Here is a 16,808-nt window from a genome sequence, read left to right as displayed (position 1 = left end):
GAAATCACCCCCGTCGCCCCCGGCACGCCCGAGAAGCCCTACTTCGGCATCGACGTGCCGCTGATGCGCTATTTCGGCCTGCAGCCGGAGCTTATCGAGGAGGGCTATTGCCGCACGCGGCTGCCGGCGCACCCGTCGCTGGTCAACAGCCGCGGCGATGTGCATGGCGGCACGCTGATGGCGACGCTGGACTTCACCCTGAGCGGCGCCGCGCGCTCGCATGCGCCGCTGGAAACCGGCGTGATCACGATCGACATGTCCACGCATTTCCTGGCGGCAGCGCGCGGCGAGCTGACGCTGGAGGCGCGCTGCCTGCGCCGCGGCGCGCGCATTGCATTCTGCGAGGGCGAGGTCAAGGATGCTGCCGGCACCGTGGTGTGCGTGGCGCGGGCCGCGTTCAAGCTGGTGCCGCTGTCCGCCGGCGGCAACTGACCCCGGCATCGGTCTGGTCGCTCAGTCCTGCAGCGGCCAGTACACCTGTTCGAAACGCGCGCGCTCGGTGATGCCATAGTCGCCGGGCGCGTATTGCATCAGCCAGTCGCCCGGCTTGCCGTGCAGCACGTCGCCGCCGGCGCTGCGCGCGATGCTGAAGGCCTCGTGCATTTCGCGCGCCAGTACCGGGATCGGCTTGTTGCGGTAGGCGCCGTCCTGGCCGTGCGCCAGCGGCGGCACGGCCTCGTATTTGGGGTCGAAGCGGTCGCGCGAGACGCACCAGCGGTCGCCGCCGCGGCTGGTGATCAGCGCATCGCCAGGTTGGTAGCGGTTGGGTCCCTCGCGGCTGATCAGCTCGCCGGGTTCGGTGGCGAACACCACGTCGACAACTTCATGCTTGAGGTAGAACGCGGCAGCCGGGTCGCTGCTCAGGTCGATATCGGCCAGCATCGGCATGTCCGTCAACCCAGCGCGCGCGGCGCGAACAAATGGTTCAGCGGGCCGTTGCCGGCACCCAGCCGCAGCCCCGCGCCCGCCGCGATGGCCTGCGCCACGTAGTCCAGCGCCGTGCCCACCGCCGGCTCCAGCGCATCGCCGCGCGCAAGCTGCGCGGCAATCGCGGCGGCCAGCGTGCAGCCGGTGCCGTGCAGGTTGCGGGTATCGACACGCGGATGCGTGAACACGCGCACGCTGCCGTCGGCCAGCATCAGCAGGTCATCCAGGCCGCCGGCGGCGGCACCGTCTTCCAGGTGGCCGCCCTTGAGCAGCACCGCGGGGCAGCCCATCGCGATCAGGTCGGCGGCGGCCTGTTCCATCTCCGCACGGCGCGTGATCCTGCGGCCCAGCAGGTAGGAAGCCTCGGGCAGGTTGGGCGTGACCAGCAGCGCGCGCGGGAACAGCAGCCGCACCATCGCCTGCGTGGTGGCGTCATCGGACAGCGTCGCGCCCGAGGTCGAGATCATCACCGGGTCCACCACCAGCTTGCTGATGCCGTGCCGGTCAGCCGCCGCGGCCACGGCCTCGACGATGGCGGCGGTGCCCAGCATGCCGGTCTTGGCCGCGTCCATGCCGATATCGCTGGCCACGGCATCGATCTGCGCGGCCACCATGTCGGCGGGAATGGCGTGCACGCCGGTCACGCCCAGCGTGTTCTGCGCGGTGATCGCGGTGATGGCGCTCATGCCGAAGCAACCCAGCGCGGAAAAGGTCTTCAGGTCGGCCTGGATGCCGGCGCCGCCGCCGGAGTCGGAACCGGCGATGGTCAGGGTACGGGGTGGCGTTGGGATCATCTGTGCAGGAATCGGAGGGAGCCGGTGCGCAAGGCGCCCGGGCACGCTACAATACCGCCACTCCGAGGAGCGTTGCAACGGATGGAGGCCTGCGAAGCACATCGCGCGGCCGGCGGCACAGCCGCCCCATGCCATCCGCCAGGCTCGGACTGTCTTCAACGGCGCTCGCTGATCCGTGGTCCGCACGGAGGCGAGTCGACCTATCCGCGTGCTTCGCATGTGCCCTTGCGCCATGCCACGGCTGCCAGATTCCCCGTACTCGTCACCTGCGTGCCACTCTTCACCGGGAGTGAAACATGAACGCTGTGACCGACCTGAAGCAAGACTACCTCGTCGCCGACATCAACCTGGCCGGCTGGGGCCGCAAGGAAATCGCCATTGCCGAGACCGAGATGCCCGGCCTGATGGCGATCCGCGACGAATTCGCAGCGGCGCAGCCGCTCAAGGGCGCGCGCATTGCCGGCTCGCTGCACATGACGATCCAGACCGCCGTGCTGATCGAGACGCTCAAGGCACTGGGCGCCGACGTGCGCTGGGCCTCGTGCAACATCTTCTCGACGCAGGACCACGCCGCTGCCGCGATCGCCGCAGGCGGCACGCCCGTGTTCGCGTTCAAGGGCGAATCGCTGAAGGAATACTGGGACTTCACCCACCGCATCTTCGACTGGGCGGACGGCGGCACCCCCAACATGATCCTGGATGACGGCGGCGACGCCACGCTGCTGCTGCACCTGGGCGCGCGCGCCGAGAAGGACCAGTCCGTGATCGCCAAGGCCACCAGCGAGGAAGAAACCTACCTGTTCGCCGCGATCAAGGAAAAGCTGGCCAAGGACCCGAGCTGGTACAGCCGCAACCTGGCAGCCATCCGCGGCGTGACCGAGGAAACCACCACCGGCGTGCACCGCCTGTACCAGATGGCCCAGAAGGGCGAACTGCGCTTCCCGGCCATCAACGTCAACGACTCGGTGACCAAGAGCAAGTTCGACAACCTGTACGGCTGCCGCGAGTCGCTGGTGGACGGCATCAAGCGCGCCACCGACGTGATGATCGCCGGCAAGGTTGCCATCGTGGCCGGCTACGGCGACGTGGGCAAGGGCAGCGCACAGGCGCTGCGCGCGCTGTCGGCCCAGGTGTGGGTGACCGAGATCGACCCGATCTGCGCGCTGCAGGCCGCGATGGAAGGCTACCGCGTGGTGACCATGGACTACGCCGCCGAGCATGGCGATATCTTCGTCACCTGCACCGGCAACTACCATGTCATCACCCATGACCACATGGCGAAGATGAAGGACCAGGCCATCGTCTGCAATATCGGCCACTTCGACAACGAGATCGACATCGCCTCGATCGAGAAGTACGAATGGGATGAGATCAAGCCGCAGGTCGATCACGTCAAGTTCCCGGACGGCAAGAAGCTGATCATCCTGGCCAAGGGCCGCCTGGTGAACCTGGGCTGCGCCACCGGCCACCCGTCGTACGTGATGAGCAGCTCGTTCGCCAACCAGACCATCGCCCAGATCGAACTCTGGCAGGAACGCGACAGCGGCAAGTACCCGGTCGGCGTCTACACGCTGCCCAAGCACCTGGACGAGAAGGTGGCGCGCCTGCAGCTGCGCAAGCTGAACGCGCAGCTGACCGAGCTGACCGAACAGCAGGCCGCGTACATCGGCGTGAAGAAGGAAGGCCCGTACAAGGCCGACCACTACCGCTACTGATCCGCACAGGAAGGCAGGGCTCCCCCTCCCGCTTGCGGGAGAGGGGGAGAAACCACATTCAAGGAGCCGTCATGAGATTACTGGTCGTCTGGATCATCAACGCTGTTGCGCTGTTCGTGCTGCCATACATCATCTCGTCGATCCACATCCAGAGCTTTGGCTCGGCGATGCTGGCGGCGCTGGTGCTGGGCCTGGTCAATACGCTGATCCGTCCGATCCTGGTGATCCTGACGCTGCCGGTCACGCTGCTGACGCTGGGGCTGTTTATCTTCGTCATCAACGCGCTGCTGTTCCTGTTTGTCGGCAACCTGCTGTCGGGCTTTACCGTCGGCGGTTTCTGGGCGGCCCTGCTGGGCTCCATCCTGTACAGCGTGATCTCGTGGCTGCTGGCCAGCCTGCTGCTGGGCGAACGCACCGCCTGACGCGGCCTGCACTGACACGAATCCCATACCGCGCGCCGCGCCAACGCGGTGCGCCACCATCATGCAAGACCGCTACTTCAGCTTTGAATTCTTCCCGCCCAAGACGGCGGAGGGCACGGAGAAACTGCGCAACACGCGTGCGCAGCTGGCCCCGCTCAAGCCCAAGTACATCTCGGTGACGTTCGGCGCCGGCGGCACCACGCAGCAGGGCACGCTGGACGCGGTGCTGGAAATCCAGCGCGAAGGCATCGAGGCCGCGCCGCACCTGTCGTGCGTGGGCTCGTCGCGCGAGAGCATCCGCGCTATCCTGCAGCAGTACCGCGACGGCGGCATCCGCCATATCGTCGCGCTGCGCGGCGACATGCCCTCGGGCATGGGCGAGATCGGCGAGTTCCGCTACGCCAACGAACTGGTCGAGTTTATCCGTGCCGAGACCGGCGACTGGTTCAACATCGAAGTCGCGGCCTACCCGGAGTACCACCCGCAGGCCAAGTCTCCGCGCCACGATCTCGAGAACTTCGTGCGCAAGGTCAAGGCCGGCGCCAACTCGGCGATCACGCAGTATTTCTACAACGCTGACGCCTACTTCCGCTTTGTCGATGACGTGCGCGCGACCGGCCTCGAGGTGCCGATCGTGCCGGGCATCATGCCGATCACCAACTACACGCAGCTGATGCGCTTCTCCGAGTCGTGCGGCGCCGAAGTGCCGCGCTGGGTGGCCAAGCGGCTGGAGAGCTTTGGCGACGACCGCGAATCGATCCGCGCCTTCGGCCTGGACGTGGTCACCGCGCTGTGCGAGCGCCTGCTCGCAGCGGGCGTGCCGGGCCTGCACTTCTACACGCTCAATGCCGCCGGCGCCACCAAGGCGATCTGGCAGCGCCTGAAGCTGTAAAGCCCGCCATGGCCACGCGCCGCCCCGATCCCTTCATCGAACATCTGCTCGAGCTGATGGGGCCGCTGGCGGCGCGCATCGGTCCCATTACGGCCAAGCGCATGTTTGGCGGCCATGGTCTGTTCTATGACGGGCTGATGTTTGCGCTGGTGTCGCGAGGCACCTGCTACCTGAAGGCGGATGACGCCACGCGCGGCAAGTTCGAGGCCGAGGGCAGCGAACCCTTCCGCTACCAGTCGGCAAAGCGTGAGGTCACCATGCGCCACTACCTGAGCCTGCCGCCGGCGGCGCTGGAATCGCCCGGCGCGATGACGCCATGGGCGAAGCTGGCGGTGGAGGCGGCGCTGCGGCTGGGGAATGCGGGCTGAGTGTTTGCTCCCCTCTCCCGCAAGCGGGCGAGGGGAGCCTGCTGCGGGCGCTTGTGGTGCTCCCACGATGCCTGCGATCGGTGCCATACTCGGCACCATGGTCACCGCCACCTTCCGCTTCTACGAGGAACTGAACGACTTCCTCGCGCCGGACCAGCGCCGGCGTGACTTGTCCTGCGCCTGCGCGCGCGCCGCCACGGTCAAGCACATGATCGAGGCGCTTGGCGTGCCGCATACCGAAGTCGAGCTGATCCTGGTCAATGGCGAATCGTCCGGGTTCGAGCGGCAGCTGTGCGATGGCGACCGGGTCTCGGTCTATCCCAAGTTCGAACGGCTCGACGTGTCCCCGCTGCTGCGGGTACGCGAGCAGCCGCTGCGGGTGATGCGCTTTGTCGCCGACGCGCACCTGGGCGGCCTGGCGCACCTGCTGCGCATGACCGGCTTCGACACCCTCTACGACAACCATTTCGAAGACAGCGAGATCGAGCGCATCGCCGTCGACCAGGGCCGCGTCGTGCTGACGCGCGACCGCGAGCTGCTCAAGCGCCGCGGCATCACCCACGGCTGCTATGTGCGCGCGATCAAGTCGCAACTGCAGGTGCGGGAGATCTTTGCGCGGCTGGACCTGGCGCGCAGCGCACGGCCGTTTTCGCTATGCCTGGACTGCAATGCGCCGCTGCGCTCGCTGGATGCGGCGGGTGCGGCCGGGCGCGTGCCGCAAGGGGTGCTGGAGCGCCATCGCAGCTTTGTCACCTGCGACCAGTGCCGGCGCGTGTTCTGGGAGGGCTCGCACTGGCGCTGCATGCGTGCGCTGGTGGACGAGCTGGTGCGGCGCGACGAGGCCAAGCAAGGTTAGAACGCGCCGGATTCCGTGACGATCCAGTCCATGGCGATGTCATGCGGCTGCGCCTGCAACGGTGCCCGGCAGTTTTCGTAGCCAATGCCGATCGCCACCGGCCGCTGCGCCATGGCCGCCAGCGTGCGGTCGTAGAAGCCGCCGCCGTAGCCCAGGCGGAACTTGTCCGGGCTGAACCCGACACAGGGAATGAGCAGCGCGTCGGGCGTCGCGGCCTCAGTGCCGTCCGGCACCGGGATGCCGTAGTGGCCGGTGGCCATGGGCGTGTCCGGTGTCCACAGGTGGAAATCCAGCGGCGCGCCCGGGCGGCTGACCGACGGCAGCGCGGCGCTGCGGCCAGGCATGGCGGCGAGCCAGATGCCGACCGCGTCGCGTGCGTCGAACTCCTGCTGGATCGGCCAGTAGAAACCGAGGCAGCGCACGGCCAGGCCGGCCAGCAATCCAGACAGCGCGGCGGCGATGCGCGCGTCGGCTTCGGCGCGTGCGGGCAGGGCGGCGCGCTGCGCCAGCAACTGCGTGCGCAGTGCGCGACGGTCTTCGGCGGCGGGGGTGGGTGCGGTCGTGGCAGGAGTGGATGACATGGCGTGGGATAATGCCCCTCGTCCGAACCAACACGAACGGCGGAACCGCGGCTGGGCACAAGATTGCAGGCGCCGGCGCCGCCGTCATCGACAAGGAAGCAAAGAATGCTGAAGGGAGTATATCTGCAGCGTGCCGGCCGGGCCGCCTGGATCGCGCTCGCATGTGCACTGCTTGTCACGCCCGTCCATGCGCAGAAGCGCCCGCAGGCGGTGTCGCGCCCGCAGGCGGCGGTGATCCCGAGCGATCCCGACGAGGCCTTCACCGCGCTGCGCGAAGCCGCGCGCAAGAACGACGTGGAGCGTGCCTACGCGATCTCGGCCACGCTGGTGGACTACCCGGTCCCGTCCTATGTCGAGTACTTCCGCATCAAGCCGCAATTGTTCGACGCCAGCGGCCTGGCGCGCATCGATGCGCCCGACGACCAGGTGCGCGTGTTCCTGCAGCGCTACAAGGGCGACGCCATTGCCGACCGCATGCGCAATGACTGGCTGCTGGTGCTGGGCAAGAAGCGCGACTGGGCCAATTTCGATGTCGAATATCCGCAGTTCGCGCTCAAGGACGATACCCAGGTCGAGTGCTATGCGCTGCTGTCGCGCGCGCTCAAGGGCCAGAACGTGGCCGCCGATGCGCGCAATGTGCTGAGCGACCCCAGGTACTACGGCGAAGGCTGTGTCGACCTGATCGGCTACCTGGCGCAAAGCCAGCAGATCCAGCGCAGCGATGTCGCCTACCAGGCGCGGCTGGCGCTGGAGCAGAACTATGTCACGCTGGCCGGCAAGATCGCCGCGCTGGTGCCCGACGCGCGCGCGGATGGCGATACGCTCGCCACCATCGTCAAGATGGCGCGCAGCGACCCGTCGCAGGCTGCCGCCTACCTCGGCACGGCCCAGGGCGCGCTGTCGCGCGACGAGCAGGGCGCGGCCTGGGGCGTGATCGGCCAGTTCGCGGCCAGGAAGCTGTTGCCCGACGCGGCCGGCTACTACCGCCGCCAGATGGACCTGGGCGGCAACCAGTGGCTCTCCGACGACACCCAGGAATGGCGCGTGCGCGCCGCGCTGCGCCAGGGCGACTGGAAGCAGGTGCGCCAGGCGGTGGAGCTGATGCGCCCCGAACTGCGCGCCAAGGACCCGGCCTGGATCTACTGGTATGGCCGCGCGCTCAAGGCCGACGGCCGCGACACCGAGGCCCAGCAGAACTTCCAGCAGATCGCCGGCCAGTTCAACTTCTACGGGCAGCTGGCCAGCGAAGAGCTGGGCAACCGCATCACGCTGCCGGCGCGCACCACCGTCAGCGACGCCGAGGCCATGGCCATGCGTTCGCGCCCCGGCTTTCAGCGGGCGCAGAAGTTCTACAACATGAACCTGCGCTTCGAAGGCAACCGCGAGTGGAACTGGGAACTGCGCAATATGAGCGACCGGGAGCTGCTGGCCGCGGCCGAGTATGCGCGCCGCCTGGAGCTGCTGGACCGCACCGTCAACTCCGCCGACCGCACCCGCAACGAACATGATTTCACGCTGCGTTTCCTGATGCCGTACCGCGACATCATGCAGCGCGCCACCGACGATGTCGGCCTTGACATGGCGTGGGTTTACGGCCTGATCCGCCAGGAATCGCGCTTCATCATGAATGCGCGCTCGTCGGCGGGCGCACATGGCCTGATGCAGGTGATGCCGGCCACGGCCAAGTACGTCGCGCGCAAGATCGGCATGAACGACTTTTCGCCGTCGATGATGGGCGATCCCAATATCAACATCCTGCTTGGCACCAATTACCTGAACATGGTGCTGACCGACCTGGACAGCTCGTGGACGCTGGCTTCGGCTGCGTACAACGCCGGCCCGGGCCGGCCCAAGGCCTGGCGCAGCACACTGGTGCGGCCGGTGGAAGGCGCGATCTTTGCAGAGACCATTCCGTTCAATGAAACGCGCGGCTATGTGAAGAATGTGCTTTCCAACGCCACGTACTATGCTGCATTGATGAGTGGCCGTCCGCAGTCGCTGAAATCGCGCCTGGGCATGGTCGCGCCGTCGGCGGTGACTACCACCAGCCTGCCCTGAAATTGCCCCTGCGGGGGCGGGCAGGACGGGCCCTGCCGGGACGATCCGGCGGGCCCGGGCTGGCTCAGGGTGCCGCGGCGTGCAGTTTTCTTGGCACGGAGGCATCATGCAGACCAGCAACGTCCTCGTTATCGGTGGCGCCGGCTTTATCGGCAGCCACCTCGTCTCGCGCCTGGCCGGGGCTGCCTCGGCCTCGGGCGCGCCGCTTGAGCCTGGCGCCAACCCCGATTCCCCCATCGCCCCCGACCGCATCGTGGTCGGCACGCGCAATATCGAGCACGCGCAGCACCTGCTGCTGCTGCCGCGCGTGGAAGTGGTGGAGCTGGGCCTGGCCGACAATGCCGCGCTGGACGACGCCATCGGCTCGCTGGGCGTGGATGGCATCGTCGTCAACCTGGTGGGTGTGCTGCACGGCGAGCGCGCCGACCCCTACGGCGAAGCCTTTGCCAGCGCGCATGTGGAGATGGTGCGGCAGATCGCGGCGTCATGCCTGTCCACCGGCGTGCGCCGGCTGTTGCATATGAGCGCGCTGGGCGCGGACAGCAATGGGCCGTCGATGTACCTGCGCAGCAAGGGCGACGGCGAGCGCGTGGTGCGTGCCAGCGGGCTGGACTGGACCATCTTCCGGCCCTCGGTGGTGTTCGGCCCCGACGACCATTTCCTGAACCTGTTCGCCCACATGCAGCAGATGGCCCCGGTGGTGCCGCTGGCGTGCGCGCATGCGCGCTTCCAGCCGGTATTCGTGCAGGATGTGGTGCAGGCCTACCTGAATGCCATGGTGAACCCGGCAACCATCGGCCACGGCTATGAGTTGGGCGGCCCGCGGGTCTATACACTGGAAGAGCTGGTGCGCTTTGCCGGCCGCGCTTCCGGGCATCCGCGCCCGGTGATCGCGCTGCCCGATGCGCTGGCACGGGTGCAGGCCACCATCATGGAGCATATGCCGGGCGAACCGATGCTGTCGCGCGACAACCTCGACTCGATGCAGCTCGACAATGTGCTGGAGCACCCGGTCGCACCCGAACTGAACCTGCATCCGGTCAGCCTGGAGTCGGTCATGACCGACGCGCTGGCCGGGCGCAACCGCGATACCGCGATGACGCATATGCGGGCCAGCGTGCACCGCTGACGCGCCGGCAGCCCGGTGCGCCCTATGTGACCGGATTTCATATCGGTTGCTAGCGCAATTCACTTTGACGCGGGCGGCAGCACTGGCAGAATGACCAGTCCGGCGCGCGGCCGCCACGCCGTCCTGCAGGCGGCAGGCGCCGCGCCTGCGCCGTCTCCCTCCGTTTCCTCCCCCAAGGACCCACGATGAAGCTTGTCATCGGCAACAAGAACTATTCCTCCTGGTCGCTGCGTCCGTGGCTGTTGCTGCGCCAGGCCGGCATTGATTTCGAAGAAGTGCAGGTGCGCCTGTTCACCGGCAGCTTCGCCGCCGAGATCGCGCGCTACTCGCCCGCGGGCAAGGTGCCGGCGCTGGTCGATGGCGAGGTCACGGTGTGGGATTCGCTGGCGATCTGCGAATACCTGGCCGAGCGTTTCCCGGAAAAGAACCTGTGGCCGGCCGAGCGCGCCCAGCGCGCGGTGGCGCGCGCCGTCTGCGCCGAGATGCATTCGGGCTTCGGCAACCTGCGCAGCCAGTTGCCGATGAACGTGACCGCGGTGCTGCCCGGGCGCGGCTGGAACGTGGCCGTGCAGCGCGACGTGGAGCGCATCGCCGCGATCTGGGAAGGGCTGCGCCAGCAGCACGGCGCGAACGGGCCGTTCCTGTTCGGCGGGTTCACCGTGGCCGACGCGTTCTTTGCGCCGGTGGTGAGCCGCTTTGCCACCTACGGCATCCACCTGCCCGATGACGCCGAGGACGCCAAGGCCTACGCCGACTTCATGCTGGCGCTGCCGGCAATGCAGCAATGGATTGCCGGCGCACGCGAGGAGCGCGACTTCCTGGCCGACGACGAACCCTACCGGCTGGCCCCTGATCGTCCCGATGCGATAATCATCAACCACTGAGCAATACCCGCCGGCGGGCCAGGTCCGGGCGCCGGCACATGACGAGGCCAGAACGATGCAGGTGTATGCCGTCGGCGGCGCGATCCGCGACGAATTGCTGGGCAAGCCCAGCCAGGACCGCGACTACGTGGTAGTGGGCGCGACCCCGGCGCAGATGGAAGCTGCCGGCTACAAGCCGGTCGGCAAGGACTTCCCGGTGTTCCTGCATCCGCGCACCAAAGAGGAATACGCGCTGGCCCGCACCGAACGCAAGACGGCGATGGGCTACAAGGGCTTTGCCTTTTATTGCGAGCCCGATGTCACGCTGGAAGACGACCTGGTGCGGCGCGACCTCACCATCAACGCGATGGCGCGCGCGGTCGATGCCGACGGTAACCTGACCGGCCCGGTCATCGATCCGCACGGCGGCCAGCGCGACCTGGCCGCGCGCCTGTTCCGCCATGTCTCCGACGCTTTTGCCGAAGACCCGGTGCGCATCCTGCGCGTGGCCCGCTTTGCCGCGCGCTTCCATGAATTCGGCGTCGCCGCCGAGACCATGCGGCTGATGCGTGAGATGGTCGCCGCGGGCGAGGTCGACGCGCTGGTGCCCGAGCGCGTCTGGCAGGAGCTGGCGCGCGGGCTGATGGAAGCGAAGCCGTCGCGCATGTTCGAGGTGCTGCGCGAATGCGGCGCGCTGGCGCGGCTGCTGCCCGAGCTGGAGCGGCTGTGGGGCGTGCCCCAGCGCGCCGATTACCATCCGGAAATCGATACCGGCGTGCACGTGATGATGGTGATCGATCAGGCCGCCGCCATGGGCGCGCCGCTCACGGTGCGCTTTGCCGCGCTGGTGCATGATCTGGGTAAGGGCACCACGCCCGCAGACGTGCTGCCGCGCCATATCGGTCACGAATCACGCAGCGCGCAGCTGCTCGAAGACGTCTGCGTGCGCCTGCGCGTGCCCAATGAATGCCGCGACCTGGCGCTGGTGGTGGCGCGCGAGCACGGCAATATCCACCGTTCGCAAGAGTTCAGCGCCGCGGCGGTGATGCGCCTGCTCGAGCGCTGCGATGCGCTGCGCAAGCCGGCACGCTTCGCCGAGGCGCTGCAGGCCTGCGAGGCCGACCTGCGCGGGCGCAAGGGCTTCGAGTCGAGCGCCTACCCGCAGGCGGCGCGCCTGCTGGCGGCGCTGGAGGCGGCGGCGGCGGTCGACGCCGGCGCTATCGCGCGTGCCTGCGGCGATGACGTCGGCCAGATCCGCGACCGTGTCCAAGCGGCGCGCGTGGCGGCGGTGGCGGCGCGCATCGGCGGTTGAGCGCAGCGCACCGGGCGCACCGGCGCGCTAGGTCCTGTTCCGCAGATAACTTGCCAAAGTGAAATTGTCCAGTTGGCTGTCAGGCTAGGCGCGAGGAGGCGCCATAGCCGTAGCTATGGCAACGACGAGCAACGACGCACGGCGGCCAACTGGGCGATTTCATGGCAAGGTATTTGCGGAACAGGACACTAGCGGTAGACCAGCACCGGGATCTTCGTGTGCGTGAGCACCTTCTGCGTCTCGCTGCCGATCACCAGCGCCTGCATCCCGCGCCGCCCGTGCGAGGCCATCACGATCAGGTCGCACTTCCTTGCCTCGGCCTCATCGACGATGGCCTGGAAGATGTGGTCGCCGGTGGGGCAGGCGATTTCGCAGGGCACGCCGGCCGCGGCAGCCTCCTGCACGATCGTCGCCAGGTAGGCCTCGGCCTGCCGGTAGGCTTCCTGCATGAAGCGTTGCCGGGTTTCCTGGAGCATGGCGGTCTGCAGGCGCATCACGTCATAGTGCGCAACGACCTGGATCGCGGTAAGGCGGGCCTGTATCGAGCTGGCCAGCGCGATGGCTTTGCGGTAGGCCGTATCGGACAGGTCCGAGCCGTCGACCGCTACGAGCAGATGCTTGAACATTTGGATCTCCTTGTAAGGCGTCACCGCGCCGCAGCAGTGGTTCAGGTGCCAAGAAACAACCTGCCGACCTCCGGGTCCCGGCCCAGTTCGCTACCCGTTCCGGCCATGGCCAGCTGGCCGGCCACCAGGACATAGCCGACCTTCTCCGTATCGAACGAGCCGGCACGCTCGAAGGCGTCGGCGAAGGCCAGCACCGCGGCGGGGGACCCGGCTGCCTGGTATGGCGCCTCGTAGCGGTACTCCTTCTCGAAGCGCTGCGCATACTGGTCGGCCGTGCCGAACCAGCGGACCTTGTAGCTCAGCGTGCGGTCCCATTGCGAGCCGCACACCGCGAATTCGGCACTCTTGCCGAAATGCCGCTGCCGTCGAAGGGATTCCGAAAACTACAGCAGCTTGCCGATCGCCAGCGCCATCAGCGAAATCAGGATCGTCGACGCAAACGGAAGCACGAATTCGCGCCCGAAAACGCGGAAGCGCACGTCGCCGGGCAGCCGTCCCAGCCCGATCCTCTGCAGCCATGGCAGCGCCGCGGACAGGATGATCACGCTCAGGAAAATGGTCAGGGTCCAGCGCAGCATGGCGGCTCCGGTGCCGTTACAAGGTATGGCAGCGGTCGCCGCGGGTAAAGCCGTCCATCGGTTCGCTGTCGTCCAGGCCGCGCGTGAGCGCGATCACCTTGAACAGCTCGCCCATCTCGGCTTCCGACAACAGCTTCTGCACCGCATTGGCCTGCGGCAGGAAGGCGCGGGCGTCGGACGGGTCCAGCGCCATCAGCAGCTCGGTGATGCCTGCATTCATCAGGAAGCGCGCCTGCGAGGCAAAGCCCGCCACGGTCAGTCCCGCATCCACCGCGGCGAGCGCAATGCCGCTGAAATTCACGTGCGCGGTGATGTCCTGCAGGCCCGGGTACAGGAACGGGTCCGGGTGCGCATGATGGCGGTAGTGGCACATCAGCGTGCCGCCGGCGCGCTGCGGGTGGTAGTACTCGCCCGCCGGGAAGCCGTAGTCGATAAAGAAGGCCGCGCCGCGCGCCAGCATGGCGCCGACCGCGCGGATAAAGCCCTCGGCCTCGGCATGGGTCTCCGTGACGAGGTCGTGGTCGCCGGGGATGGCGCGCAGTGCCTCGGGCATGTCGGCATCGGCCAGCGGGCGGTCCTCGAAGCGGAAGGCGGGGGCGGCATCGTCGCTGCGCGCTACGCTGTGCACTACGCCGCGCTCATGCCAGCGGCCGCCGCTGCGTGCGTAGAGCTGCACCGGCATCGCATCCAGCACTTCATTGCCGACGATCACGCCTTCAAAGCTGGCCGGCAGCGTATCGAGCCAGGTGACGCGGTCCGCCAGGTGCGGCGCGCGCTGCGCCAGCGTGGCCTGCTGGCGCGCACGCAGTTCGCCCGACAGCTCGACGATGGCGTACGTGTCCGGCAACTGGCCTTCCTGCTCCAGCCCCAGCAGCAGGTCCGCCGCCAGCCGGCCGGTGCCGGCGCCGAATTCCAGCATGCGCGGCAATCCCTGTGCCATCAGCGGCGCGAACTGGCGCGCCAGCGTGCGCGCGAAGAAGGGGCTCAGTTCCGGGGCGGTGATGAAGTCGCTGCCGTCGCGGGCATCGCGCCCGAACTTGGCCGAACCGCCGCTGTAATAGCCCAGGCCGGGCGCGTACAGTGCCAGCGCCATATAGCGGTCAAAGCCGATCCAGCCGCCGGCCGCATCGATGGATTCGCCAATGCGGGCCGTAAGGGTATCGGACGCGGCCTGCGCGTCGGCGGGGGGAAGGGGTAAACTAGCGGCTTTCTGCATCCTGCGATTGTAGCAATGCCCGCATCCAAGACTCCTGCCAGCCAGACCGCTGACCAGACCCATAGCCAGACTGGTAGCCAGCGCGCCACCGCCCGCGGCGTGGCGCTGGTGACCGGCGGCGCGCGCCGCCTGGGCCGCGCCATCGCGCTTGAACTGGCGGCGCAGGGCTGGGACGTGGCCGTGCACTGCCATCGCTCGGTGGACGAGGCCGAGGCCCTGGCCACGCAGATCCGCGCGCTGGGCCGCCGTGCCGCGGTGCTGCGCGCCGACCTGGCCGACGAGGCCGCCACCGGCCGCCTGGTGGCCGACTGCACCGCCGTGCTGGGCGTGCCCGCTTGCCTGGTCAACAACGCTTCGCTGTTCCAGTACGACGTGGCGACCAGCTTCTCATATGCGTCGCTGGATACGCATATGCGCACCAACGTCGCCGCGCCGCTGCTGCTGGCGCGGGAACTGCACAAGGCGCTGGGCGCCGCCGCCGGCAAGGACAAGGCCGCCGAACCGCGCGGGGTGGTGATCAACCTGCTGGACCAGAAGCTGGATAACCTGAATCCGGACTTCCTGTCCTACACGCTGTCCAAGGCCGCGCTGCAGACCGCCACGGTGCAGCTGGCCCAGGCGCTGGCGCCGCGCCTGCGCGTGGTGGGCGTGGCCCCGGGTATCACGCTGGTGTCGGGCGAGCAGTCCGAGCAGAGCTTCCGCCGCGCGCACCGGGTGACGCCGCTGGGCCAGTCATCCACGCCCGAGGACATCGCCCAGGCGGTGGCCTACCTGGCGCAGGCGCGCGCCGTGACCGGCACCACGCTGTATGTGGACGGCGGCCAGCACCTGATGCCGCTGGCGCGCGACGTGATGTTCCTGACCGAGTAAGCTGGAAGCCAGCAACCGAATACCGTAGTGCCTGATGTGCCGCGCCCGCCGGGCGCGGCTTCCTTTCCCCCCTCAGCAGCCCGCTCATGACCATGCTCGCCGCCCTTTCCCACCCCAGCCTGCAAGACTGCCGACGCATGTTCCTGCGCAACTACGAAGTGCAGATCAATATCGGCGTGCACGAATTCGAGAAGAAGGGCGAACAGCGGGTGCTGATCAATATCGACCTGTTCGTGCCGCTGGCGCAGAGCACCCCGCAGGCCGACAAGCTCGACGAAGTGGTCGACTACGACTTCATGCGCAACACCGTGGCCGAGCGCATGGCGCAGGGCCACGTGCACCTGCAGGAAACCTTGTGCGACGACGTCGCGCGCGCCATGCTGAAGCATCCCAAGGTGCGCGCGGTGCGTGTCTCGACCGAGAAGCCCGACGTGTACCCGGACTGCGATTCGGTCGGCGTCGAGGTCTTCCATATCAAGCAGGCCTGAGTCGCGGTTCCACTGGCGCCAGCACCGTGCGGGCGCGCCTAAAGTAAAATGTTGCCCCTTCGCGCCGCGCCGGCCATTCCATCCGGCGGGCGCCACGCAACAGGATGCTCCATGAGCCACTCTAACAACTTCTACCGCCTCGAGACGAGGCTGCAATCGCAAACCGGCAAGGCCATCGGCGACTTCGGCATGATCGAGGACGGCGACACCGTGCTGGTCTGCATGAGTGGCGGCAAGGACTCGTATACCATGCTGTCGGTCCTGATGGCGCTGCAGAAGCGCGCGCCGATCAAGTTCAAGCTGATCGCGATGAACCTGGACCAGAAGCAGCCCGGCTTCCCGGAACACATCCTGCCGGAGTACCTGAAGTCGGTCGGCGTGGAATATGTGATCGTCGAGGCGGATACCTACTCGATCGTCAAGGAGAAGGTGCCCGAGGGCAAGACCACCTGCTCGCTGTGCTCGCGCCTGCGCCGCGGCGTGATCTACCGCACCGCCAAGGAGCTGGGCGCCAACAAAATCGCGCTGGGCCACCACCGCGACGACATCGTCCAGACCTTCTTCCTGAACATGTTCTTCGGCGGCAAGATGAAGGCGATGCCGCCCAAGCTGTCGACCGACGACGGCCAGCACATCGTGATCCGCCCGCTGGCGTATTGCTCGGAGAAGGACATCGCGTCGTACGCGCGCGCCATGGAATTCCCGATCATCCCGTGCAACCTGTGCGGCTCGCAGGAAAACCTGCAGCGCAAGAAGGTCAGCGAGATGCTGCAGGACTGGGAGCGCCAGAACCCGGGCCGTATCGACAATATCTTCTCGGCGCTGCGCAACGTGGTGCCGTCGCACCTGGCCGATACCGACCTGTTCCCGTTCACCGGGCTGGCCACCGGCCTGGCCAAGGTGGATGAGGCGTCACTGTTCGGCGAAACCACCTTCCAGCAGCAGCCGCTGATGTTTGCCGGCAACGTGGAGGAGAACCGGATGGAGTTCGTGCGGTTTGAGCGTCCGCCCGCGGCTGGCGCGGCACCGGCGGAGCAGGCCGGCACGCAGTAGCGCCAGCGCCCGCCGCATGGAAAAACGCCCGCTTGCGCGGGCGTGCTTCGTTTTGGGCAG

General features: G+C 67.7%; 20 protein-coding genes and 1 riboswitch. Of the genes, 13 read left to right on the top strand and 7 right to left on the bottom strand.

The features are described 5' to 3' along the window. A partial coding sequence (locus AC3WRR_RS15680; protein ID WP_492297397.1) for a PaaI family thioesterase occupies positions 1–432 on the top strand: 432 nt, incomplete at its 5' end. A 21-nt stretch (positions 433–453) separates the two neighbouring features. Here AC3WRR_RS15680 and AC3WRR_RS15675 read toward each other — a convergent pair. Both AC3WRR_RS15675 and thiD read right to left on the bottom strand, forming a co-directional pair. After that, a complete protein-coding gene (locus AC3WRR_RS15675; RefSeq protein ID WP_492297395.1) occupies positions 454–888 on the bottom strand; it encodes a PGDYG domain-containing protein in 435 nt (144 codons plus the stop codon). A gap of 5 nt (positions 889–893) precedes the next feature. After that, positions 894–1,721, bottom strand: coding sequence for a bifunctional hydroxymethylpyrimidine kinase/phosphomethylpyrimidine kinase (gene thiD, locus AC3WRR_RS15670; protein ID WP_051398454.1), 828 nt, complete (start codon positions 1,719–1,721; stop codon positions 894–896). A gap of 58 nt (positions 1,722–1,779) precedes the next feature. Further along, a riboswitch (S-adenosyl-L-homocysteine riboswitch) is annotated at positions 1,780–1,895 on the top strand. A gap of 122 nt (positions 1,896–2,017) precedes the next feature. Here thiD and ahcY point away from each other — a divergent pair. The 5 genes from ahcY to AC3WRR_RS15645 all read left to right on the top strand — a co-directional run bounded on the left by ahcY (position 2,018) and on the right by AC3WRR_RS15645 (position 5,974). Further along, positions 2,018–3,436, top strand: a complete 1,419-nt coding sequence (ahcY, locus tag AC3WRR_RS15665) for an adenosylhomocysteinase (RefSeq protein WP_011614423.1) — start codon at positions 2,018–2,020, stop codon at positions 3,434–3,436. A gap of 71 nt (positions 3,437–3,507) precedes the next feature. After that, entirely contained in the window at positions 3,508–3,858 is a 351-nt protein-coding gene (locus AC3WRR_RS15660; RefSeq protein ID WP_011614424.1) for a phage holin family protein, read from the top strand. Positions 3,859–3,919: 61 nt separating this feature from the next. Beyond that, positions 3,920–4,750: a methylenetetrahydrofolate reductase [NAD(P)H] gene (metF, locus tag AC3WRR_RS15655; RefSeq protein ID WP_011614425.1), complete on the top strand. Its 831-nt coding sequence runs from the start codon at positions 3,920–3,922 to the stop codon at positions 4,748–4,750. Positions 4,751–4,758: 8 nt separating this feature from the next. After that, the gene (locus AC3WRR_RS15650; protein ID WP_011614426.1) at positions 4,759–5,118 is read left to right on the top strand and encodes a TfoX/Sxy family protein; all 360 of its coding nucleotides are present in this window, start codon (positions 4,759–4,761) and stop codon (positions 5,116–5,118) included. A gap of 97 nt (positions 5,119–5,215) precedes the next feature. Continuing rightward, positions 5,216–5,974, top strand: coding sequence for a Mut7-C RNAse domain-containing protein (locus AC3WRR_RS15645; protein ID WP_011614427.1), 759 nt, complete (start codon positions 5,216–5,218; stop codon positions 5,972–5,974). Here the strand turns inward: AC3WRR_RS15645 and AC3WRR_RS15640 are convergent. Further along, entirely contained in the window at positions 5,971–6,555 is a 585-nt protein-coding gene (locus AC3WRR_RS15640) for a 5-formyltetrahydrofolate cyclo-ligase (protein ID WP_011614428.1), read from the bottom strand. The genes AC3WRR_RS15645 and AC3WRR_RS15640 overlap by 4 nt on opposite strands. Positions 6,556–6,660: 105 nt before the next feature. Here AC3WRR_RS15640 and AC3WRR_RS15635 point away from each other — a divergent pair, with 105 nt between their 5' ends. The 4 genes from AC3WRR_RS15635 to AC3WRR_RS15620 all read left to right on the top strand — a co-directional run bounded on the left by AC3WRR_RS15635 (position 6,661) and on the right by AC3WRR_RS15620 (position 11,917). Then, the gene (locus tag AC3WRR_RS15635) at positions 6,661–8,613 is read left to right on the top strand and encodes a lytic transglycosylase domain-containing protein (protein WP_010813338.1); all 1,953 of its coding nucleotides are present in this window, start codon (positions 6,661–6,663) and stop codon (positions 8,611–8,613) included. Between the two features lie 106 nt (positions 8,614–8,719). Next, complete coding sequence (locus tag AC3WRR_RS15630; RefSeq protein ID WP_011614429.1) at positions 8,720–9,742, top strand: complex I NDUFA9 subunit family protein; 1,023 nt, start codon at positions 8,720–8,722, stop codon at positions 9,740–9,742. Positions 9,743–9,927: 185 nt separating this feature from the next. Continuing rightward, positions 9,928–10,626 carry a glutathione S-transferase family protein gene (locus AC3WRR_RS15625; RefSeq protein WP_011614430.1) on the top strand — a complete coding sequence of 233 codons (699 nt, stop codon included), beginning with the start codon at positions 9,928–9,930 and terminating at the stop codon, positions 10,624–10,626. A 55-nt stretch (positions 10,627–10,681) separates the two neighbouring features. After that, entirely contained in the window at positions 10,682–11,917 is a 1,236-nt protein-coding gene (locus tag AC3WRR_RS15620; RefSeq protein WP_011614431.1) for a multifunctional CCA addition/repair protein, read from the top strand. A 188-nt stretch (positions 11,918–12,105) separates the two neighbouring features. On the opposite strand, the gene AC3WRR_RS15615 is transcribed toward AC3WRR_RS15620, so the two are convergent. From AC3WRR_RS15615 to AC3WRR_RS15600, 4 genes are read right to left on the bottom strand one after another with little or no spacing between them, the layout of a single operon-like run. Beyond that, on the bottom strand, positions 12,106–12,543 hold the full coding sequence (locus tag AC3WRR_RS15615; RefSeq protein ID WP_010813342.1) for a universal stress protein: 438 nt from the start codon (positions 12,541–12,543) through the stop codon (positions 12,106–12,108). 41 nt (positions 12,544–12,584) lie between these two features. Beyond that, the gene (locus tag AC3WRR_RS15610; RefSeq protein ID WP_454750265.1) at positions 12,585–12,872 is read right to left on the bottom strand and encodes a hypothetical protein; all 288 of its coding nucleotides are present in this window, start codon (positions 12,870–12,872) and stop codon (positions 12,585–12,587) included. A 54-nt stretch (positions 12,873–12,926) separates the two neighbouring features. Further along, a complete protein-coding gene (locus AC3WRR_RS15605) occupies positions 12,927–13,121 on the bottom strand; it encodes a DUF2905 domain-containing protein (protein ID WP_010813344.1) in 195 nt (64 codons plus the stop codon). Between the two features lie 16 nt (positions 13,122–13,137). Next, on the bottom strand, positions 13,138–14,337 hold the full coding sequence (locus AC3WRR_RS15600) for a class I SAM-dependent methyltransferase (RefSeq protein ID WP_010813345.1): 1,200 nt from the start codon (positions 14,335–14,337) through the stop codon (positions 13,138–13,140). A gap of 15 nt (positions 14,338–14,352) precedes the next feature. Here AC3WRR_RS15600 and AC3WRR_RS15595 point away from each other — a divergent pair, with 15 nt between their 5' ends. From AC3WRR_RS15595 to ttcA, 3 genes are all read left to right on the top strand, one after another. Next, positions 14,353–15,207 carry an SDR family oxidoreductase gene (locus tag AC3WRR_RS15595; protein ID WP_010813346.1) on the top strand — a complete coding sequence of 285 codons (855 nt, stop codon included), beginning with the start codon at positions 14,353–14,355 and terminating at the stop codon, positions 15,205–15,207. Positions 15,208–15,293: 86 nt separating this feature from the next. Further along, the gene (locus AC3WRR_RS15590) at positions 15,294–15,695 is read left to right on the top strand and encodes a dihydroneopterin aldolase (RefSeq protein WP_011614433.1); all 402 of its coding nucleotides are present in this window, start codon (positions 15,294–15,296) and stop codon (positions 15,693–15,695) included. Positions 15,696–15,806: 111 nt separating this feature from the next. Beyond that, positions 15,807–16,748: a tRNA 2-thiocytidine(32) synthetase TtcA gene (ttcA, locus tag AC3WRR_RS15585; protein ID WP_492297393.1), complete on the top strand. Its 942-nt coding sequence runs from the start codon at positions 15,807–15,809 to the stop codon at positions 16,746–16,748. Positions 16,749–16,808 lie beyond the last annotated feature (60 nt).

Source organism: Cupriavidus sp. FW305-3-2-15-C-LB2, from assembly GCF_058787575.1.
This window is presented reverse-complemented; position numbering and strand designations above follow the sequence as displayed.